This window comes from Siansivirga zeaxanthinifaciens CC-SAMT-1 (assembly GCF_000941055.1).
GTDB lineage: Bacteria > Bacteroidota > Bacteroidia > Flavobacteriales > Flavobacteriaceae > Siansivirga > Siansivirga zeaxanthinifaciens.
Genome location: NZ_CP007202.1, coordinates 2,597,535 through 2,616,741, shown reverse-complemented (window position 1 = coordinate 2,616,741; position 19,207 = coordinate 2,597,535). Strand labels below are relative to the sequence as shown.

Annotated in this window: 17 protein-coding genes; 9 read left to right on the top strand and 8 right to left on the bottom strand. The window is 31.5% G+C overall.

What is annotated here, in order from left to right:
- The 4 genes from AW14_RS11780 to AW14_RS11765 all read right to left on the bottom strand — a co-directional run bounded on the left by AW14_RS11780 (position 1) and on the right by AW14_RS11765 (position 3,346).
- Positions 1-1,062: an SDR family NAD(P)-dependent oxidoreductase gene (locus AW14_RS11780; protein ID WP_052647494.1), complete on the bottom strand. Its 1,062-nt coding sequence runs from the start codon at positions 1,060-1,062 to the stop codon at positions 1-3.
- Positions 1,063-1,132: 70 nt separating this feature from the next.
- Positions 1,133-1,732 carry a sugar transferase gene (locus AW14_RS11775; RefSeq protein WP_044638995.1) on the bottom strand — a complete coding sequence of 200 codons (600 nt, stop codon included), beginning with the start codon at positions 1,730-1,732 and terminating at the stop codon, positions 1,133-1,135.
- The gene (locus AW14_RS11770; protein WP_044638994.1) at positions 1,732-2,112 is read right to left on the bottom strand and encodes a hypothetical protein; all 381 of its coding nucleotides are present in this window, start codon (positions 2,110-2,112) and stop codon (positions 1,732-1,734) included. Before AW14_RS11770 ends, AW14_RS11775 begins: the two co-directional genes overlap by 1 nt.
- A 34-nt stretch (positions 2,113-2,146) precedes the next feature.
- Positions 2,147-3,346, bottom strand: coding sequence for an alanine dehydrogenase (locus tag AW14_RS11765; RefSeq protein ID WP_044638993.1), 1,200 nt, complete (start codon positions 3,344-3,346; stop codon positions 2,147-2,149).
- Positions 3,347-3,536: 190 nt separating this feature from the next.
- On the opposite strand from AW14_RS11765, the gene AW14_RS11760 reads away from it, so the two are divergent.
- Positions 3,537-5,963 carry an outer membrane beta-barrel family protein gene (locus tag AW14_RS11760; RefSeq protein WP_044638992.1) on the top strand — a complete coding sequence of 809 codons (2,427 nt, stop codon included), beginning with the start codon at positions 3,537-3,539 and terminating at the stop codon, positions 5,961-5,963.
- 9 nt (positions 5,964-5,972) lie between these two features.
- On the opposite strand, the gene AW14_RS11755 is transcribed toward AW14_RS11760, so the two are convergent.
- From AW14_RS11755 to porX, 4 genes are all read right to left on the bottom strand, one after another.
- Positions 5,973-6,494, bottom strand: a complete 522-nt coding sequence (locus AW14_RS11755; RefSeq protein WP_084708868.1) for a hypothetical protein — start codon at positions 6,492-6,494, stop codon at positions 5,973-5,975.
- On the bottom strand, positions 6,460-6,600 hold the full coding sequence (locus tag AW14_RS14925) for a hypothetical protein (protein ID WP_169744662.1): 141 nt from the start codon (positions 6,598-6,600) through the stop codon (positions 6,460-6,462). Before AW14_RS14925 ends, AW14_RS11755 begins: the two co-directional genes overlap by 35 nt.
- A gap of 176 nt (positions 6,601-6,776) precedes the next feature.
- On the bottom strand, positions 6,777-7,181 hold the full coding sequence (tsaE, locus tag AW14_RS11750) for a tRNA (adenosine(37)-N6)-threonylcarbamoyltransferase complex ATPase subunit type 1 TsaE (RefSeq protein ID WP_044638990.1): 405 nt from the start codon (positions 7,179-7,181) through the stop codon (positions 6,777-6,779).
- Positions 7,182-7,271: 90 nt separating this feature from the next.
- Complete coding sequence (porX, locus tag AW14_RS11745) at positions 7,272-8,828, bottom strand: T9SS response regulator signal transducer PorX (protein WP_044638989.1); 1,557 nt, start codon at positions 8,826-8,828, stop codon at positions 7,272-7,274.
- Between the two features lie 100 nt (positions 8,829-8,928).
- On the opposite strand from porX, the gene AW14_RS11740 reads away from it, so the two are divergent.
- From AW14_RS11740 to AW14_RS11705, 8 genes are all read left to right on the top strand, one after another.
- Positions 8,929-10,149 (top strand): HD domain-containing protein, encoded by a 1,221-nt coding sequence (locus AW14_RS11740; RefSeq protein WP_044638988.1) that lies wholly within the window; start codon positions 8,929-8,931, stop codon positions 10,147-10,149.
- A gap of 117 nt (positions 10,150-10,266) precedes the next feature.
- A complete protein-coding gene (gene lpxD, locus AW14_RS11735) occupies positions 10,267-11,280 on the top strand; it encodes a UDP-3-O-(3-hydroxymyristoyl)glucosamine N-acyltransferase (RefSeq protein WP_044638987.1) in 1,014 nt (337 codons plus the stop codon).
- On the top strand, positions 11,280-12,686 hold the full coding sequence (locus tag AW14_RS11730) for a bifunctional UDP-3-O-[3-hydroxymyristoyl] N-acetylglucosamine deacetylase/3-hydroxyacyl-ACP dehydratase (RefSeq protein ID WP_044638986.1): 1,407 nt from the start codon (positions 11,280-11,282) through the stop codon (positions 12,684-12,686). Before lpxD ends, AW14_RS11730 begins: the two co-directional genes overlap by 1 nt.
- A gap of 94 nt (positions 12,687-12,780) precedes the next feature.
- Complete coding sequence (gene lpxA / locus AW14_RS11725; RefSeq protein ID WP_044638985.1) at positions 12,781-13,566, top strand: acyl-ACP--UDP-N-acetylglucosamine O-acyltransferase; 786 nt, start codon at positions 12,781-12,783, stop codon at positions 13,564-13,566.
- Between the two features lie 28 nt (positions 13,567-13,594).
- Entirely contained in the window at positions 13,595-14,161 is a 567-nt protein-coding gene (efp, locus tag AW14_RS11720; protein ID WP_044638984.1) for an elongation factor P, read from the top strand.
- 6 nt (positions 14,162-14,167) lie between these two features.
- Positions 14,168-15,106: a UDP-3-O-(3-hydroxymyristoyl)glucosamine N-acyltransferase gene (locus tag AW14_RS11715; protein ID WP_044638983.1), complete on the top strand. Its 939-nt coding sequence runs from the start codon at positions 14,168-14,170 to the stop codon at positions 15,104-15,106.
- 74 nt (positions 15,107-15,180) lie between these two features.
- Positions 15,181-16,053, top strand: coding sequence for a succinate--CoA ligase subunit alpha (gene sucD / locus AW14_RS11710; protein ID WP_044638982.1), 873 nt, complete (start codon positions 15,181-15,183; stop codon positions 16,051-16,053).
- Positions 16,054-16,196: 143 nt separating this feature from the next.
- Positions 16,197-19,169, top strand: coding sequence for a M16 family metallopeptidase (locus AW14_RS11705; protein ID WP_044638981.1), 2,973 nt, complete (start codon positions 16,197-16,199; stop codon positions 19,167-19,169).
- The last annotated feature ends 38 nt before the right edge of the window (positions 19,170-19,207 follow it).

Genomic DNA, 19,207 nt, shown 5'->3' with positions numbered 1-19,207 from the left:
CTATAAGTAAGATGTTAAAATGCTTTTTATTTCTTCAAAAGACGTACTGGGTTTAATTTTAGAAAGTTTATCAAAATCCATATTAAAATTGGTTGATTTTGATTGTATTTTAAATATGTCGGGATGTTTTGTTGGTATTAAAGCTTCATCATCGGTGCAAATAATTTCATGTATTTTTTCTCCTTGATGTGCTTCAGTAATTTCTAAATGGTTGTCATCTAAATTATAAATGGAGAGCAGTTCTTTTGCTAAACTTAATATATTTATGGGATGTCCCATATTAAAAGTAAAGGTATTGTAGTTGTTATCGGTAAGAAAAGCTAGTTCAAGTATTAAACTGCAAGCCTTGGTTTTATCAATAAAATACCTTGTCATTTCAACATGATTAATTTGAAGCGGTAAACCGAGTGCAATTCTATTTAAAAATACAGGCAATACCGAACCGTTGGAGCCTATAATATTCCCAAAACGAGCGATTGAAAATTGTGTTTTATTACTTTTTGAAACAGAATGTAGATAGTTTTCACTTATTTTTTTTGTCATACCCATAATACTAACAGGCTGAACAGCTTTATCGGTTGAAATGAAAACGAACTTTTTCACTTGATTTTTAATAGAAAAATCGGCAAGTAATTTGGTTCCAAAAACATTTGTTTTAATGGCCTGATAAGGGTTTTTTTCCATCATCACTACATTTTTATTTGCTGCAGCATGAAAAACAATATCGGGTTTATGGGTTTTAAATATAAATTCTAGAGCACTCTCATCGGTAATGTCGAGAATAAAAACATCTACATTTTCAATCGTTTTTTGTTTTATATCTAAGGATACATTGTAGAGGCCTGTTTCAGAAATATCTATTAAAATTAGTTTTTTAAACTTGCTTTTTAATAATTGATTGGTAAGTTCTTTTCCAATGGAACCCGCAGCCCCTGTTATTAAAATAATTTCATTTTCAAAATTAAATATTTTTTTATAATCATCTGAAAATGTATTATTTAAATGAGTTAACCCGGAGCTTAAAATTAAGTTTTTAATATGTGCTTTTTCGGATGATTCCATGGGTTTTTATAAATATTTAATGTATTCTTAACTTAAAATTACACACAAAGTAAAGCAATTAAAATGAGATTTATTTCTTTGAAAATATTTTTGGGATGGTTAATAAAATAAGCTTTAAATCTAGAATAAAACTTTGCTCTTTAATATATTGTTTGTTTAGTTTTAATTTATGAGGCAGTATTTCATTTAAATAAAAGGCTTCGGGGTTTTTAGCAGATTTTAAAAGTTCTGCTTCGTTGGAGTATTTTATAGAGGCTAAACCTGTAATACCCGGTTTTACTTTTAAAACTTCTAAATCTTCTTTAGAATATAAGTTTACAAAATAACGAAGCTCGGGTCTGGGGCCCACCATACTCATGTCGCCTTTTAGGACGTTAATTAACTGCGGAAGCTCATCTAATTTAAGTTTTCTTAAAAACCAACCTATTTTAGTTATTCGAGAATCATCATTACCAATGGTTAAAAAACCTTCATTTGAAGGATTTTGTTTCATGGTCCTAAATTTAATTATGTTGAAGTCTCTACTGTTTAATCCCACCCGTTTCTGAATAAAAAAAACAGAACCATGAGAAGATATTTTAATAAGAATTGAAATTAATAATAGGAGTGGAGCAAGCCATATTAGTGCGGTTAATGAGAAAACGATATCAAAATCACGTTTAATGCTCATTAATCGTCTGAAATTGATTTTAAGTTGGTAATTGTAGCAATACTATCGCAGTTTTGAATCGTTAATGTGATTTCTTGGTTGTTATAATCACCTTCAACAATATATACGCCACAAGGTTCTTGTCTGGCGTTACTTTCAGAGAAATTTACATCGCCTTTTCTTAAAACATAGTTAATAGCAGTCGAATCTAACTGATGGGTTTCTAAAATGGGTTTTATAGCATCCGAGTAAACAATGGTTTTAAGTCGTATGTTTTTTAAAACACGTGCATCAGGGCCATAACTACAAGATGTTTTTTTTCCGTTTAAGAAAAAGGCTAAGATGATAAGCCCCAGTGAAAACCCACCAAGATAGTAGCCAATACGTTGTAATAAGTTCATTTTAATTATTTAGAAGCTTCAAATGATGTAGGAATTAAAAAATGATTAAATTAATATCGCTATAATTTAAATCGAACCATTCACCCACAGATTTGCTGGTTAAAATTCCGTGGTAAAAGTACAACCCATTTTTTAAACCACGATCAAATCTTAACGAATTTTCTATGCCGCCATCTTCAGCAATTTTTAATAAATATGGGGTGAAAATATTGCTAATAGATACCGATGCTGTTCTTGAATATCGTGCAGGAATGTTAGGTACACAATAATGCACTACATTATGTTTTACAAAAGTAGGTTGTTTGTGCGAGGTCACTTCACTGGTTTCAAAACAACCGCCCATATCAATACTCACATCTATAATAATAGCACCTTTTTTCATGGATTGCACCATGGTTTCAGAAACAATAATTGGCGATCGGTTGTTGCCTCTAACAGCTCCAATAACAACGTCGCAACGTTTTAAAGCTTTTGTTAGATTTTTTGGTTGTAAGGTAGAAGTGAAAAGCGGTCTTCCTAAATGTGTTTGGATGCGTCTTAGTTTGGTTATGGAGTTATCGAAAATTTTCACATTGGCTCCTAATCCAATCGAGCTTCTTGCGGCAAATTCACCAACGGTGCCAGCACCTAAAATAACAACTTCTAATGGAGGTACACCGCTAATATTTCCAAACATGAGGCCGTTTCCGCCTTTAGAATCAGATAATAATTCGGCTGCAATTAAAACAGAGGCGGTTCCTGCAATTTCACTTAGTGATTTTACGGCCGGATAGGTGCCATCTGAATCACGTATAAATTCGAAAGCTAGAGCCGTAATGCGTTTGGCAGCAAGGGTTTCAAAGTATTTTTTAGTTTGTGTTTTAATTTGCAAAGCCGATATTAAAATGGTTTGCGGATTTATAAGTTTTATTTGTTCGAGAGTAGGTGGTTCGACCTTCAAAATCATCGGACAAGCAAATACTTTTGCTGTATCATTGGTTATTTCGGCTCCAGCTTCACTATAATCTCTATCGCTAAAATTAGCGCCATCACCTGCGCCAGATTCCAATAAAACGCGATGTCCGTTACTAACTAAAGCAAACACGGCATCTGGAGTTAAACACACCCGTTTTTCTTGAAAAGCTGTTTCTTTGGGAATACCAATAAAAAGTTCTCCTTTGCGTTTAAAAATCTCTAGGGTTTCTTCCTGTGGCAAAAGTTGTTGTTTTGTAAAAGGCGATAGTTGTTTAGACATGTTTATTGGTTTAAGAATATAATTTACACATAAATTTAATTCTATTCAAAAATAAATGTTTTGTAGAATTAAAAAAGAACTATTTATTCATAAAAAAATATTATTTTGAATCATTATTTATCAATAATTACGGTTTTCCCTCAAACACATTTTTTTAAATTGCATTAAATTTGCATTAAGACCCAAATATATGTGTAAAACTTTACGTTTCTATTTAATTTTCTTACTTTGTTTTAATGCTTTTTCTCAAGATTTTAATGTAAGAGGAAAGATTTTAGATGAACAAAAAATACCGATTCCATTTGCAAATATTTCAATTTCTAAAGACAATGAATCTAAGGTTTTTACAGGAACGACCTCTCTTGAAAATGGAGATTTTATTATTGAAAATTTGCAACCTTCAAATTATACACTAAATGTGTCGTACCTTGGTTATGAAGCGGTTGTCATGTATTTCAATTTAAATGAAAATATTATTTTAAAAGATATTATTTTAAAAGAACGCATCCAGTCGCTCGATGGTGTAACCATTGTAAGTAAAAAACCAACTATAAAAAGACTTGTTGATCGTGTTGTATTTAATGTTGAAAATTCAACCCTTTCAAATGATAATGTTTTAACTATTTTGAAACATACACCAGGTGTATTTGTTTCTGAAGAAAGCATTACAGTTAAAAACACTAAAAGTATAGTTTATATTAACGACAAAAGAGTGCATTTGTCTGCAATGGATTTGCAGAATCTTCTGGAAGGAACTTCGGCTGTAAATATTAAATCTATTGAGGTAATTTCTAATCCGCCTGCCAAATACGATGCCGAGGGTGGAGCTATTATTAATATAGTAACTAGTAAAAATATAATTTCCGGATACAATGGTAATGTTTACGGGAATTTTAAACAGGGATTTAAATTTCCTAAATATTCCTTAGGTACGAGTCATTTTTTTAAGACCGAAAAATTAGACATGTATTTCAACTATAATTTTACCCCAAGAGAAGATTTTAGAATTATTGATGAAAGCATAAATTTTATATCTAATAATCAGGTGAGTTCTCGATGGGAATCAGATTTTGAAAAAACAACAAAAAGTGCCAACAATAATTTTAATGCTAATATTGATTTTGAAATTGACAAAAACAATAGCTTGTCTTTTGCATCTAATATAATGGTTGCTCCAAGAAGACAAACTAAAACCGATAGAAACACGATTACTGAAATATATAGTGCTTCAAATGTATTAGACTCTATTTTACAGGCAAATAATAAATTGGTTGAAGAAACTATAAATTTGGCTTTTACGCTAGATTATAAGCATGCTTTTAAAAAAGAAGGCGAACAGCTTTTGGTAAGTTTACACCATACCAATTACGATAATTCAAATTTTCAAGATGTTAATACGGGCTATTTTTATCCTGATATGACTTCGGCATTTAGAAACAATCGTTTTCAAACATTTACAAGTCAATACATTAAGTTGTTTACAGGTCAAGTAGATTTTGAATTACCATTAAATAACGGGGCTCATTTTGAAACAGGTGCTAAAATAACAAGTATTGATTCTGACAATATTTTAAAACAGTTTACAGTTGAAAACAACGTTAAAACTGAAGACTTAAATAATACAGATACATTCTTATATAATGAAACTAACTATGCCTTTTATATAAGTTATTCTCATGATTGGGAACATTGGAGTTTTAAATCTGGAATACGCTCTGAGTATACAGATATTTTGGGAGAATCTGTTTCTACCAATCAAACGAATTCAAATAAATATTTAAAAATATTCCCTAACATTAATTTGTTAAATAGAATTAATGAATCGAATGAGATATATTTTAATTACAAGAAAAGGATATTTAGACCAAGTTATATGCAATTAAATCCTTTTAAATATTATCAAAATGATTACTCGTATGTAACTGGAGATCCTAATTTGAAACCCCAGATAGATGATGTTTTTATTTTAGGTTATACGTTTAATAAAAAATATACATTTGAAGCTTTTTACCGATTTGAAAATAACACAGCACTTCAAATAGTGTTTCAAGATAATGCATCTAATATTTTGAAATATATCAATTCAAATATAGATAGAAATATATCTTATGGATTAGATTTTACAACCTACACATCTATTTCAAAAGACTGGAATATTTATGTTTTAAGCTCAATATTTAATAATGACAATAAATTTGTGGCCTTAGAATCTAATAATGCGTTACAAAAAAACAATCAGTGGTCTTTTTACGGGCAATTCGTTAATTATTTTTCTTTTCTAAAAGATAAAACCCTAACTGCAGACTTGGCTATTCAGTATATATCTACTATTGCAGAAGGACCTACATTTTCAAGTGAAAGGTTGGGGGTTGATTTGAATTTAAGAAAAACACTCTGGAATGAACGAGCTTCATTAAGTATTGGTATGATGGACATATTCAATACTCAAAATTTTAACCAAACTACAAGATATCTAAATCAAGACATATACATGAAATCGAATTCTGAAAACAGACTTTTTGTTTTTGGATTTAATTATAAGTTTGGTAATTCTAAACTTGAAACCAATAACAGGTCTATTGAATTGGATGAACGTGATAGATTAGAAAGTAAGTAAAATATAAATTTAAAAGTATTGTTTAATTTTATCCCAAAAGTTTTTAGGGGAAACTTTAAATTCGTCTTCTAATTCCTGCATCGACTTTGTTGTTTCATTTATTTTATTAAACATTTGAGCTCTTATTAAGTATATAGTAGGAATAATTATAGCCATTATAGGAATTAAATATATGAGTTGAAATTCATCCAAATAATTAAGAGTAGTGTTGAAAAATTCAATTATTTGATAAACATACATAACAATTGGAACAATTAATGTATGATACCACCAATGTCTACATGTAAAAAACCAAATAAAAATTAAAAGTAATGGTATTAATTTACCAGTCAGAACCCACATGGCAAAATTGGCAGACTGCCAACTTTTACTATCGTAAGAAAACAAAAAAGTATTCCAAACTTGTTTGTCTGGAATACTTTCGTGTAAATAAAATAAATAAGGGGTAATTGCAATAAAAGTAGCAATTAATGTCCCTATAATAATATGTTTATTATTACTTTGATGGTAAGAACCACTTTTTTCTTTCAATTTTGGTTGTTTGTTGTCCATCATGATTAAATGCGTTTACTGCTTCAGCCATAAACAACATGCCTCCGAAAATCGCTAACGCGATAACATACTTTTTAGTTTTCATAATTTAAGGGATTTAATTAATTAATATACCCAAATGTAACTAAGATGTATGTTGATGAAAGTTGGTAAATGTTAAAAAAATGTTAAAATCTATTGTTTTTCTATTTTCTTAATGTGGGTTTACCGTAAAACATCAAAATTCGGTTTGTTTTATGCTTGTTTTTATGCTATGTTTTTTTAATTCAATGTTAATTTTCTACTGTTGTTTGTTTCTAAATCTATGGTAATTGTGTTACAATCTGTTATTAAAAGCGACTCAATTTTTTCTGGCCATTCAATTAAAACCCAATGACCGGAATCCAGATAATCTTCAATTCCAAAATTATATGCTTCTTCAATGTCTTTAATTCTGTATAAATCAAAATGAAAAATTTTATCATTTTCAATTTCATATTCATTAACAATTGAAAAAGTGGGACTGCTAGCTTCATCTTTACATCCTAAATTTTTAATTAAAGATTTTATAAAAGTTGTTTTACCAGCACCCATGTTGCCATAAAAAAGAATGGTTTTAGATTTTAAATTATTTAATACTTCTTTTGAAACATGATCTATGTCTTCCAGACTAAAATATAATTCCATTACTTTTTTTTATTAGAACAATATTACAAATTAAATTTAAAAAAAACTAATAATTTGTGTATTTTATCGATGTTTTTTGCATTATGTAGATTATTTTGGATTAAAAACCACAAACGGAATAATCATTTCTTCTAACGATACACCACCATGTTGATAGGTATTTCTAAAATAACTAACATAGTGATTGTAGTTATTTGGGTAGGCAAAAAATAAATCGCTTTTAGCAAAAATGTAACTGCTACTCATAGATATTGAAGGTAAATGAACACTTTGAGGTTCTTTAATTACTAAAACATCTTTTGTATCGTAAGTTAAGCTTCTACCTGTTTTGTAACGTAAATTTAAACTGGTGTCTCGATCTCCAATAACTTTTGAAGGGTTTTTTACATTAATGGTTCCGTGGTCTGTAGTTAAAATTAATTTAAACCCTAATTGTTGTGCCATTTGAATCATTTCCAAAAGCGGCGAGTTTTTAAACCAGCTCAAGGTTAAAGATCTGTATGCTTTATCGTTAGAAGCTAATTCTTTTACAACTTCCATTTCGGTCTTAGCATGGGATAGCATATCAACAAAATTGTAAACTACAACGGTTAAATCATTGTTTTTTAATGTTTTAAAATTTTCAACTAATTTTTTACCCGATTTTAAATTTGTTATTTTGTGATATTCGTAATTTAAGTGGGTAAGACTTAGGCGTTTCATTTGGGTTTCTAAAAAGTCTGCTTCATGCAAGTTTTTACCACCATCGTCTGTGTCGTTTTTCCAATACTCTGGAAATAGTTTTTCCATGTCGCTTGGCATTAAGCCAGAAAAAATGGCATTACGAGCGTATTGAGTTGCAGTTGGTAATATGCTGTAAAAAGCTTCTTCCTTGTCCTTTTTAAAATGATTGTTTATTATTGGTTCAAACACTTTCCATTGATCGTATCTTAAATTATCTACTACAACTAGAAGGGTAGGTTGCTCTTTGCTTAATTCGGGAACTATTTTGTTTTTAAAAAGGGTATGCGACATAATAGGAGCGTCGTCACAATCTTTATCGAACCAATAGGAGTAATTTTTTTCTATAAATTTTCCAAACTGAATGTTGGCTTCATTTTTCTGTGACTCTAGAATTTCGAACATGCCTGCATCTTCAATATCTTCTAACTCTATTTCCCAATAAATTAGTTTTTGGTACAAAGCAGCCCAGTCTTCATAGGAGTTAACCATGGCTAATTCCATTGCAATTTTTCTAAACTCTTGTTGGTAATTCGATGTTGTTTTTTCAGAAATTAAACGGGAATGATCTAAATTCTTCTTTAAACTTAAAAGTATTTGATTCGGATTGACCGGTTTTATAAGGTAATCGGCAATTTTATTACCAATGGCTTCCTCCATGATATATTCCTCTTCACTTTTGGTAATCATAACCACAGGTAAACTGGCTTGTTTTTCTTTAATTTCATTTAAAGTTTCAAGCCCCGTAAGTCCGGGCATATTTTCATCTAAAAAAACAATATCAAATTTTTCGGTGTCTAAAATATCAATAGCTTCAGAGCCACTTTTACATTTGGTAACATGATAGTTTCGTTGTTCTAGAAACATAATATGTGGTTTAAGTAAATCAATTTCATCATCTACCCAAAGAATTTTTATTGTGCTCATTTAAATGCGTATTTTTTTATTGTTAATGCCTAATCTTTTAAGGTTTGTCTTTTATATAGCTTTCATATATTTGTATCTATAAAACTATAACTTTTAAAGTTTGAACAAACTTAAAATATTAAACGACCCAATTTACGGATTTATTACTATTCCAAATTCGTTAATATTCGATTTAATTCAGCATAAATACTTTCAGCGTTTACGTCGCATCACACAAATGGGTATGTCGTATATGGTTTATCCAGGTGCTCATCATACCCGATTTCATCATGCCATTGGTTGCGTGCATTTAATGCAACAAGCGGTTAATGTGTTGCGGTTTAAAGAAGTAGATATCTCAAAAGAAGAAGAAACTGCTTTATATGTAGCCATTTTATTGCATGATATAGGTCATGGACCTTTTTCGCATGCTATGGAACATAGTATAGTTGAAGGTGTATCGCATGAAGAAATTTCTTTGCTTTTTATGGAGCAATTAAATAAAGAATTTAACGGAAGTTTAACTTTAGCCATTGAAATTTTTAAAGGTGAATATCCTAAGAAATTCTTATGTCAGTTAATTTCTGGGCAATTTGATATTGACAGAGCCGATTATTTGAAACGAGATAGTTTTTACACCGGCGTTGCAGAAGGAAATATTAACAGCGAGCGTTTAATAACCATGCTTAATGTTGTAAATGATGAGATTGTTGTTGAAGAAAAAGGCATATACAGCGTAGAAAAATTTATAATTGCACGAAGACTAATGTATTGGCAAGTTTATTTACATAAAACAGGATTAGCAGCCGAGCAATTATTAATACGTGTTTTGCAACGCGCCAAAGAATTATTTCATGAAGGTCATAAATTACAAGCCAGTAAACCATTATTGTATTTTTTAGAAAACAAAATTGAATTAAATGCTTTCAATAAAAATACCTTAGAAATTTTTTCAGAATTAGACGATTACGATATTATTTCTGCAATGAAACAATGGAAACATCATGAAGATTTTGTTTTAAGTCGTTTATGTGAAATGATAATTAATAGAAATTTATTAACTATTAAATATAAAAATAAGCCTATTAAAATTGAAAAGTTAAAAAGTTTTATATCAACCTTACAAACTGAAAAAGGTTTAACAGAAAAAGAAGCTAACTATTTCGTTTTTACAGGTAGTATTTCTAATCAAGCCTATACTTTAAAGCACAAAGGGATAAATATTTTACATAAATCTGGTAAGATTGAAGATATTGTAAAAGCATCAGACCAACTCAATCTTAAGGCATTAGCAAAACCTGTAACAAAATATTATTTATGTTATCCTAAAGACACTTTTTAAAGCACTATTTTTTAATTCGTTTTAAATAAGTCTATTAACAATAAGCAAAGGCAATTGAAAAACTTTAGGACATTTTTCCTATTTTTGCCCAACTAAACAAAACAATAAACTTTACACTTGAAATTTACAGCAGAGCAAATAGCGGGAATTTTAATGGGCGATGTTGTTGGAAACCCTGATGCAGAAGTATCTAAACTTTCTAAAATAGAGGAAGGTTTTGAAGGTTCTTTAACGTTCTTAGCGAATCCAAAATACAAAAACCACATATACACCACCAAAGCTTCAATCACGATTGTAAACAAAACGTTTGAGGCTGAAGGTCCTTTAGACACTACTTTAATAAAGGTTGACGATGCCTATTTGGCATTTTCAAAAATTTTAGAATATTACAATTCGGTTAAACTAAATAAATCGGGTATTGAGCAACCAAGTCATATTTCCGAATCTGCTTCTTATGGAGAAAACATTTATTTAGGCGCTTTTTCGTATATATCAGACAACGTAATTATTGGTAATAATGTGAAGATTTTTCCAAATGTTTTTATTGGAGATAATACGGTTATAGGCGATAATACCATTGTTTTTGCAGGTGCTAAAATATATTCAGATACTATAATAGGTAAAGATTGTGTTATTAATTCTGGAGCCATTATTGGTGCAGATGGTTTTGGTTACGCACCAAATGAAACTGGAGGATACAGCAAAATACCCCAAACAGGCAATGTTATTATAGAAAATAATGTCGATATTGGTGCCGCAACTACTATAGACAGAGCTACTTTAGGATCTACAATTATAAGAAACGGTGCTAAATTAGATAACCAGATTCAGGTAGGGCATAATGTTGAAATTGGTAGAAATACGGTTATAGCTGCACAAACGGGTATTGCTGGTTCTGCTAAAATTGGCGAAAACTGCCAAATAGGAGGACAAGTTGGGGTTGCTGGACATTTAACTATTGGTAATAATGTTAAAATTCAGGCGCAATCTGGAATTGGCAGAAATATAAAAGATAATGAAGTGGTGCAAGGGTCTCCTGCATTACCATATTCAGACTATAATAAGGCATATGTTTACTTTAAGAATTTGCCAACTATTGTTAAAAATATCAATGATTTACAAAAAAAATAATGGGAATAGTAAATACTGAAATAAAACAAAAAACCATAGAAAAACCAATTTCATTAACGGGAGTTGGATTGCATACAGGAAAAAATGTAACATTAACTTTTAAACCTGCAGCAGCCAATACAGGTTTGGCTTTTAAGCGCTTAGATTTAGAAGGTGCCCCAGTAATTGAAGCTGATGCAAATTATGTAACAAATACACAACGTGGTACTTGCTTAGAGAAAAACGGCGTAACTATTCAAACTTCAGAGCATGTTTTAGCGGCATTGGTTGGTTTAGATGTTGATAATGTTATTATAGAATTGAATGCTTCAGAACCCCCTATTATGGATGGTTCTTCTAAGTTTTTTGTTGAAGCTATAGAAGCTGCAGGTGTTGTAGAAATCGATGCTTTTAGAGAAGAATATGTTATTACCGATATTGTTTCGTATGTCGATGAAGAATCGGGTAGTGAAATATTAGTCATGCCTTCAAAAGAATACCAAATAACTACTATGGTAGATTTTGGTACCAAAGTTTTAGGCACGCAAAATGCAACTCTAAATCAAATTTCAGATTTTAAAAATGATATTTCTAATGCTAGAACTTTCAGTTTTTTACATGAAATTGAAATGTTACTAGAGCATGGATTAATAAAAGGAGGCGATTTAAATAATGCCATCGTTTATGTAGACAAGCCTTTGTCGCCAGAGACTATGGAAAAATTAAAAGTAGCCTTTAAAAAAGATACTATTGCAGTTAAACCCAATGGTATTTTAGACAACTTAACACTTCATTATCCCAACGAGGCTGCAAGACATAAATTATTAGATGTTTTGGGTGATTTAGCTCTAATTGGCACCAGAATTCGTGGTAAAGTAATAGCAAACAAACCAGGACATTTTGTAAACACTCAGTTTGCTAAAAAGTTATCTAAACTCATAAAGAACGACCGTCGTAATAACGTGCCTAATATCGATGTGAATCAACCGCCATTAATGGATGTGAATCAAATTATGGCGATGTTACCTCACAGACAACCATTTTTATTAATAGATAAAGTTTTCGAATTAACCGATAGTTACGTTACAGCTTTAAAAAATGTAACAATGAACGAAGACTTTTTCGCAGGACATTTTCCAGGTGCTCCAGTAATGCCAGGTGTTTTAATTGTAGAGGCTATGGCGCAAACAGGCGGTATTTTAGTTTTAAATACTGTTCCAGATCCAGAAAATTATTTAACCTTCTTCATGAAAATGGATAATGTTAAGTTTAAGCAAAAAGTGGTTCCGGGTGATACGTTAATTTTCAAATGTTCGTTAATTACACCTATTCGTCGTGGAATTTGTCACATGCAAGGGTATGCTTATGCCAATGGAAAACTTTGTGCCGAGGCAGAATTAATGGCGCAAATTTCAAAAGTAAAATAACTAAAATAAATCAATCGAGCATCTCTAGAGTTTTATAAGTTTTTAAAACACTAAATTGCAAAGACATTTTTACACAATATATAATAAATTAAAAATGAATCAACCACTTGCATACGTTCATCCAGGAGCAAAAATCGCAAAAAATGTTGTTATCGAGCCATTTACAACCATTCATAATAATGTAATTATTGGTGAAGGCACATGGATTGGTAGTAATGTTACCATAATGGAAGGCGCTCGTATTGGAAAAAACTGTAATATATTTCCAGGTTCTGTAATTTCTGCAGTTCCTCAGGATTTAAAATATAACGACGAAGAAACTACGGTAGAAATAGGAAACAACGTTACAATAAGAGAATGTGTTACCATTAATAGAGGTACTACCGATAAAATGAAAACCGTAGTAGGCGATAATTGCTTAATTATGGCGTATTGCCATATTGCACATGATTGCGTGGTTGGAAACAATTGTATTTTTTCTAACAATAGTACACTAGCTGGACATATTACCGTAGGTGATTATGTGGTATTGGCTGGGATGGCTGCAGTTCATCAATTTGTTTCTATAGGAAATCATGCGTTTGTTACAGGAGGTTCTTTGGTTCGTAAAGACGTACCTCCTTATGTTAAAGCTGCTAGAGAGCCGCTTTCTTATGTTGGAATTAACTCTGTGGGTTTAAGAAGACGTGGGTATTCAACCGAGAAAATTAGAGAAATTCAAAATATCTACAGAATTTTATACCAGAAAAATTATAATAACACGCAGGCATCAGAGATTATTGAGGCCGAAATGGAGGCCACTCCAGAGCGTGATGAAATTCTACAATTCATTAAGAATTCTCATAGAGGAATTATGAAAGGATATTTCAAATCAAATTAAAATATTTAAAAAAGCTTAAAATAACAATATGGCAACTACAAGTGATATCAGAAACGGTTTATGCATTAGATATAACAACGATATTTATAAAATTATAGAATTTTTACACGTTAAACCAGGTAAAGGTCCTGCGTTTGTTAGAACAAAAATGAAAAGTGTTACCAATGGTAAAGTGTTAGATAATACATTTTCTGCTGGACATAAATTAGAAGATGTTCGTGTAGAAACGCATAAATTCCAGTTTTTGTATAATGATGGGGAGTATTACCATTTTATGAATACCGAAGATTATTCTCAAATACAATTACGCGAATCTGCTTTAGATAGTCCTGGTTTAATGAAAGAAGGTGAAGTAGTTACAGTAATTATTAACACTGAAGATAACATGCCACTGTCTGTTGAAATGCCAGCAAGTGTTGTTTTAGAAGTTACTGCCACCGAACCAGGAGTAAAAGGAAATACAGCAACCAACGCCACTAAACCGGCAACTGTTGAAACTGGAGCTATAGTGAATGTACCTTTATTTATCAACGAAGGTGATAAAATTCGAGTTGAAACCGATAAAGGAACATATAAAGAACGCGTTAAAGAATAGTTTTAATTGAAATTTCCAACGCCATATACCCTAAAACAAATAGCGCAATTAATTGATTGCGAATTTGTTGGTGACGATGATTTTCCAGTTTTAGGCATGAATGAAATTCATGTGGTTGAGCCTGGAGATATCGTTTTTGTCGATCATCCAAAATATTACGATAAAGCTTTACAATCGGCTGCAACTATTGTTTTAATAAACAAAAAAGTAGATTGTCCAGAAGGCAAAGCATTATTAATAAGCGACGATCCTTTTAGAGATTTTAATAAATTAACGAATCATTTTAAGCCTTTTGCATCAGCAAATAATCAAATTTCTGAAACAGCAGTTATTGGTGAAGGCACTGTAATTCAACCTAACACCTTTATTGGACATCATGTGGTTATTGGTAAAAATTGCATCATTCATTCCAATGTTAGTATTTACGATGACACCATCATTGGCGATAACGTAACCATTCATGCTGGAACGGTTTTAGGGGCTAATGCATTTTATTACAAAAAACGTCCAGAAGGTTTCGACAGATTAAAGTCTGGTGGTCGTGTAGTTATTGAAGACCATGTCGATATTGGTGCTGCTTGTACCATTGATCGTGGTGTTACTGCCGATACAACTATTAAAAAAGGCTGTAAAATTGATAATCAGGTGCAAATAGGACACGACACAATTATAGGCGAAAAAACCTTAATAGCTTCTCAAGTAGGTATTGCGGGTTGCGTAGTAATTGAAGATGAAGTAACTATTTGGGGACAAGTTGGTATTACTAGTGGTATCACAATAGGTTCGAAAGCTGTTTTACTTGCTCAGGCTGGTGTGAGTAAGTCTTTAGAAGGCGGAAAAAGCTACTTTGGTTCACCAGCCGAAGATATTAGAAAAAAATACAAAGAACTCGCTTCAATTAAACAAATACCCGAAATTTTACATTTTTTAAAATCTCAAAAATAAATTTAAATTGCTAGCAAAAGTATAATCAAAAAAAGTATTTTTGTGCAGCTTATAGTCAAATAAAATATAAAATAATGAGTGTTTTAGTAAACAAAGATTCAAAAATAATAGTTCAAGGTTTTACAGGTAGCGAGGGCACGTTCCACGCAAGCCAAATGATTGAATACGGAACAAACGTAGTAGGTGGTGTTACTCCAGGTAAAGGAGGTCAAATGCATTTAGACAGACCAGTTTTTGATACTGTAAAAGATGCAGTAGACCAAGTAGGAGCAGATACTACTATTATTTTTGTACCACCAGCATTTGCTGCCGATGCTATTATGGAAGCTGCCGATGCAGGTATTAAAGTTATTATTACCATTACTGAAGGTATCCCTGTGGCAGATATGATTACTGCATCAAATTATATTAAAAATAAAGATTGTCGTTTAATCGGTCCAAACTGTCCGGGTGTAATTACTCCAGGAGAGGCTAAAGTTGGTATCATGCCAGGTTTTGTATTTAAGCAAGGTAAAGTTGGTATTGTTTCTAAATCGGGAACATTAACTTACGAAGCTGCAGACCAAGTGGTTAAACAAGGTCTTGGTATTACAACGGCTATTGGTATTGGTGGTGATCCAATTATTGGAACTACAACGAAAGAAGCTGTTGAATTATTAATTAATGATCCAGAAACAGAAGCTGTTGTTATGATTGGTGAAATTGGAGGTCAGTTAGAAGCCGATGCTGCCAATTGGTATAAAGCTAGCGGAAGTAAAAAACCGATTGTAGGTTTTATCGCTGGTGAAACAGCACCTGCAGGTCGTACTATGGGTCACGCAGGAGCTATTGTTGGAGGATCTGATGATACAGCGCAAGCAAAGAAAAAAATTATGAGAGCTTGTGGTATTCATGTGGTTGATTCACCTGCAGAAATTGGTAAAAAAGTAAAAGAAGTTTTAGGTTAAGCTGCTTAACTCTAAAGCCAATTCATAAAAATTATACAATACTGTTAAAGTAAATATAATTAGTAAATAGAAAAAGTTCGTTAGCATTAAATTCGCTAGCGAACTTTTTTATTTAATTAAATTATAAAACCCAAACTATTTTTATGAAGTATTTTACAATATTTATGGTATGTATCGTCGCAAGTACATTTTACAACTGTAAGGATAATACAAACAACAAAACAATGACGTTAAAAACAGAGAAACATACAGATTCTAACGGTTTTAGTTACGAAACGGTTACCAACGATCCAACAGGATTGCGCTTGTACACTTTAGATAATGGACTCAAAGTATATTTAAGTCAAAACACCGACGAGCCTAAAATTCAAACATTTATTGCGGTAAGGGCTGGTTCTAATTACGACCCAAAACAATCTACTGGTTTAGCACATTATTTGGAACACATGGTTTTTAAAGGAACCGATAAGATTGGCACATTAGATTGGGAAAAAGAAAAAGTGTTTTTAGATTCTATTTCTAATTTGTATGAACAACACCGAGCAGAACAAGATCCTGAAAAGAAATTAGAGATTTTTAGACAAATTGATAAAGTGTCTTTTGAAGCGTCGCAGTATGCTGTTGCTAACGAATATGATAAAATGACAAGTTCTATTGGTGCTACCGATACGAATGCGCATACCTGGTACGAAGAGACCGTTTACAAAAATAAAATTCCAACCAACGAATTAGATAAGTGGTTAATTTTAGAAAAAGAACGTTTCAGTAAACTGGTTTTACGTTTATTCCATACAGAACTTGAAGCTGTTTTTGAAGAATTCAACAGAGGTCAAGATAACGATATGCGCAAACGTCATGCTGCTATGTTGGAAAATTTATTTCCAAATCATCCTTATGGCCAACAACAAACTATTGGAACAGCCGAGCATCTTAAAAACCCTTCGTTAGTCGATATTAATAATTATTTTAATAAATACTATGTGCCAAATAATATGGCAATGGTTTTAGTGGGTGATTTAGATTTTGATTCAACCATTTCTAAAGTAAATGAAACTTTTGGTAAACTAGAAAGAAAAGATGTGGAACATCCAACCTTACCTAAAGAAAATCCTATTACAACGCCTATCGAAACCGAAGTTTTTGGTCCTACAGCCGAAAATGTTTCTATAGCATTTCGTTCTCAAGGCGTAAACACAAAAGATGAAAAAATGGTTACGCTTTGTAACATGATTTTATCTAATGGAAATGCAGGTTTAATCGATTTAAATCTAAATAAAAAACAATTGGTGCAAAGTGCCGGAAGTTATCAAACTTTTTTAAACGATTATGGCTACCAGGCATTTTCAGGGTCTCCAAAAGAGGGTCAGTCTCTCGAAGAAGTTAAAGATCTTATTTTAGGACAAATTGAAAAACTTAAAAAAGGCGAGTTCGACGAATGGATGATTCAAGCAGTTGTTAACGATCTTAAAAAATCTCAATTACGATCGTTCGAAAACAGTACAGCATTAGCAACAGCTTATTACAATGCCTTTATTCATCATGAAAACTGGATTGATAAAGTCGCTTTTTTAGATGAATTAAAAGCTGTAACAAAACAAGAACTAGTCGATTTTGCAAACAGTTTCTACAAAAATAATTATGTAGTAACCTATAAACGCAAAGGGTTAGATAATAATATTGTTAAGGTGTCAAACCCAGGAATAACTCCTGTAAATGTTAATAGAGACAAGGCTTCAGAATTTATAAAATATTTTAATAATATCAAGTCTGAACCTCTTAAACCGGTTTATATAGATTATAAATCAGAAATAAAAGAAACTAAAACGGCCAACGGTATTAAGGTTTCTTACATAGAAAATAAAATAAACGATTTATTTAATCTGAATTTCATTTTCGATATGGGTAGCGATAACGACAAAAAGTTAGCATTAGCCATCGATTATTTAAAATTATTAGGTACGAACGATTTATCTGCCGAAGAATTAAATAAAGAGTTTTATAAATTAGGTATCGATTATTCTGTGAATTCAACAATTGAAAAAACCTATGTGCGTTTAAGCGGATTAACAGAAAATTTACCTGAAGGTTTGAAATTATTAGAGCAATTGTGGTCTCAAGCAAAGCCAGATCAAGATGTTTATAATAAATATGTAGAATCTATAGCGAAAGACAGACAAAACAATAAAGCCGATAAAGAAACTATTTTAAAAACCGGTTTAGTGAGTTATGCTAAATATGGTGAAGATTCCAGACTTAGAAACATTTACTCTATTAATGAATTAAAAAACATTAATCCAAAAGAGTTAGTTGATATTGCTAAAAACTTAAAAGATTTTAAACAACGTGTTTTTTATTATGGAAATGATATTGATGGCGCTGTTGAAGCTTTAAATACACATCATAAGGTTTCAAACAATTTAAAAGAATACCCTGTTGCAAAGCAATACACCAACCTGGAAACAGGAGGTAATGTTTATTTTGTCGATTACGACATGGTACAGTCTGAAATCTTATTTTTATCTAAAGGCGAACCTTTTAAACCCGAAAATTTAGCGACATCAACCTTATTTAATAGTTATTTTGGCAGTGGTTTATCGTCTATTGTGTTTCAGGAAATTCGCGAATCTAAATCGTTAGCTTACTCAGCCTGGGCAAATTATGCAACAGCTACTCGTCAAGAAGATCCAGATTACACCATGGCTTACGTGGGCACACAAGCTAATAAATTAACTCAGGCTGTCGATGCAATGCTCGATTTAATGAATAACATGCCCGAGGCAGAAGAGCAATTTACAGCAGCCAAAGAAGCCACTTTAAAAAAGTTGGCGGCACAGCGTATTACAAAAGCTAATATTTTCTGGAATTACGAAAACCTTCAAAAGCTAGGTTTCGATAACGATAATAGAAAAGCCATCTACGAAGCCATAGAAAAAATGACAATGGATGATATTAAAACCTTCTTTAATGAAAATATTAAAGGTCAAAACTACAATGTCATGGTTATTGGAAATAAAAAAGATATCGATTTTAAAGCTTTAGAAAAGCTGGGTACGGTAAAACAAATGGATATTGATTATCTTTTTAATTACAATAAATTAGATGAATTAAAAGATTAAAGTTTAATTAAAGCATAAAAAACCTCACAGTGAACTTG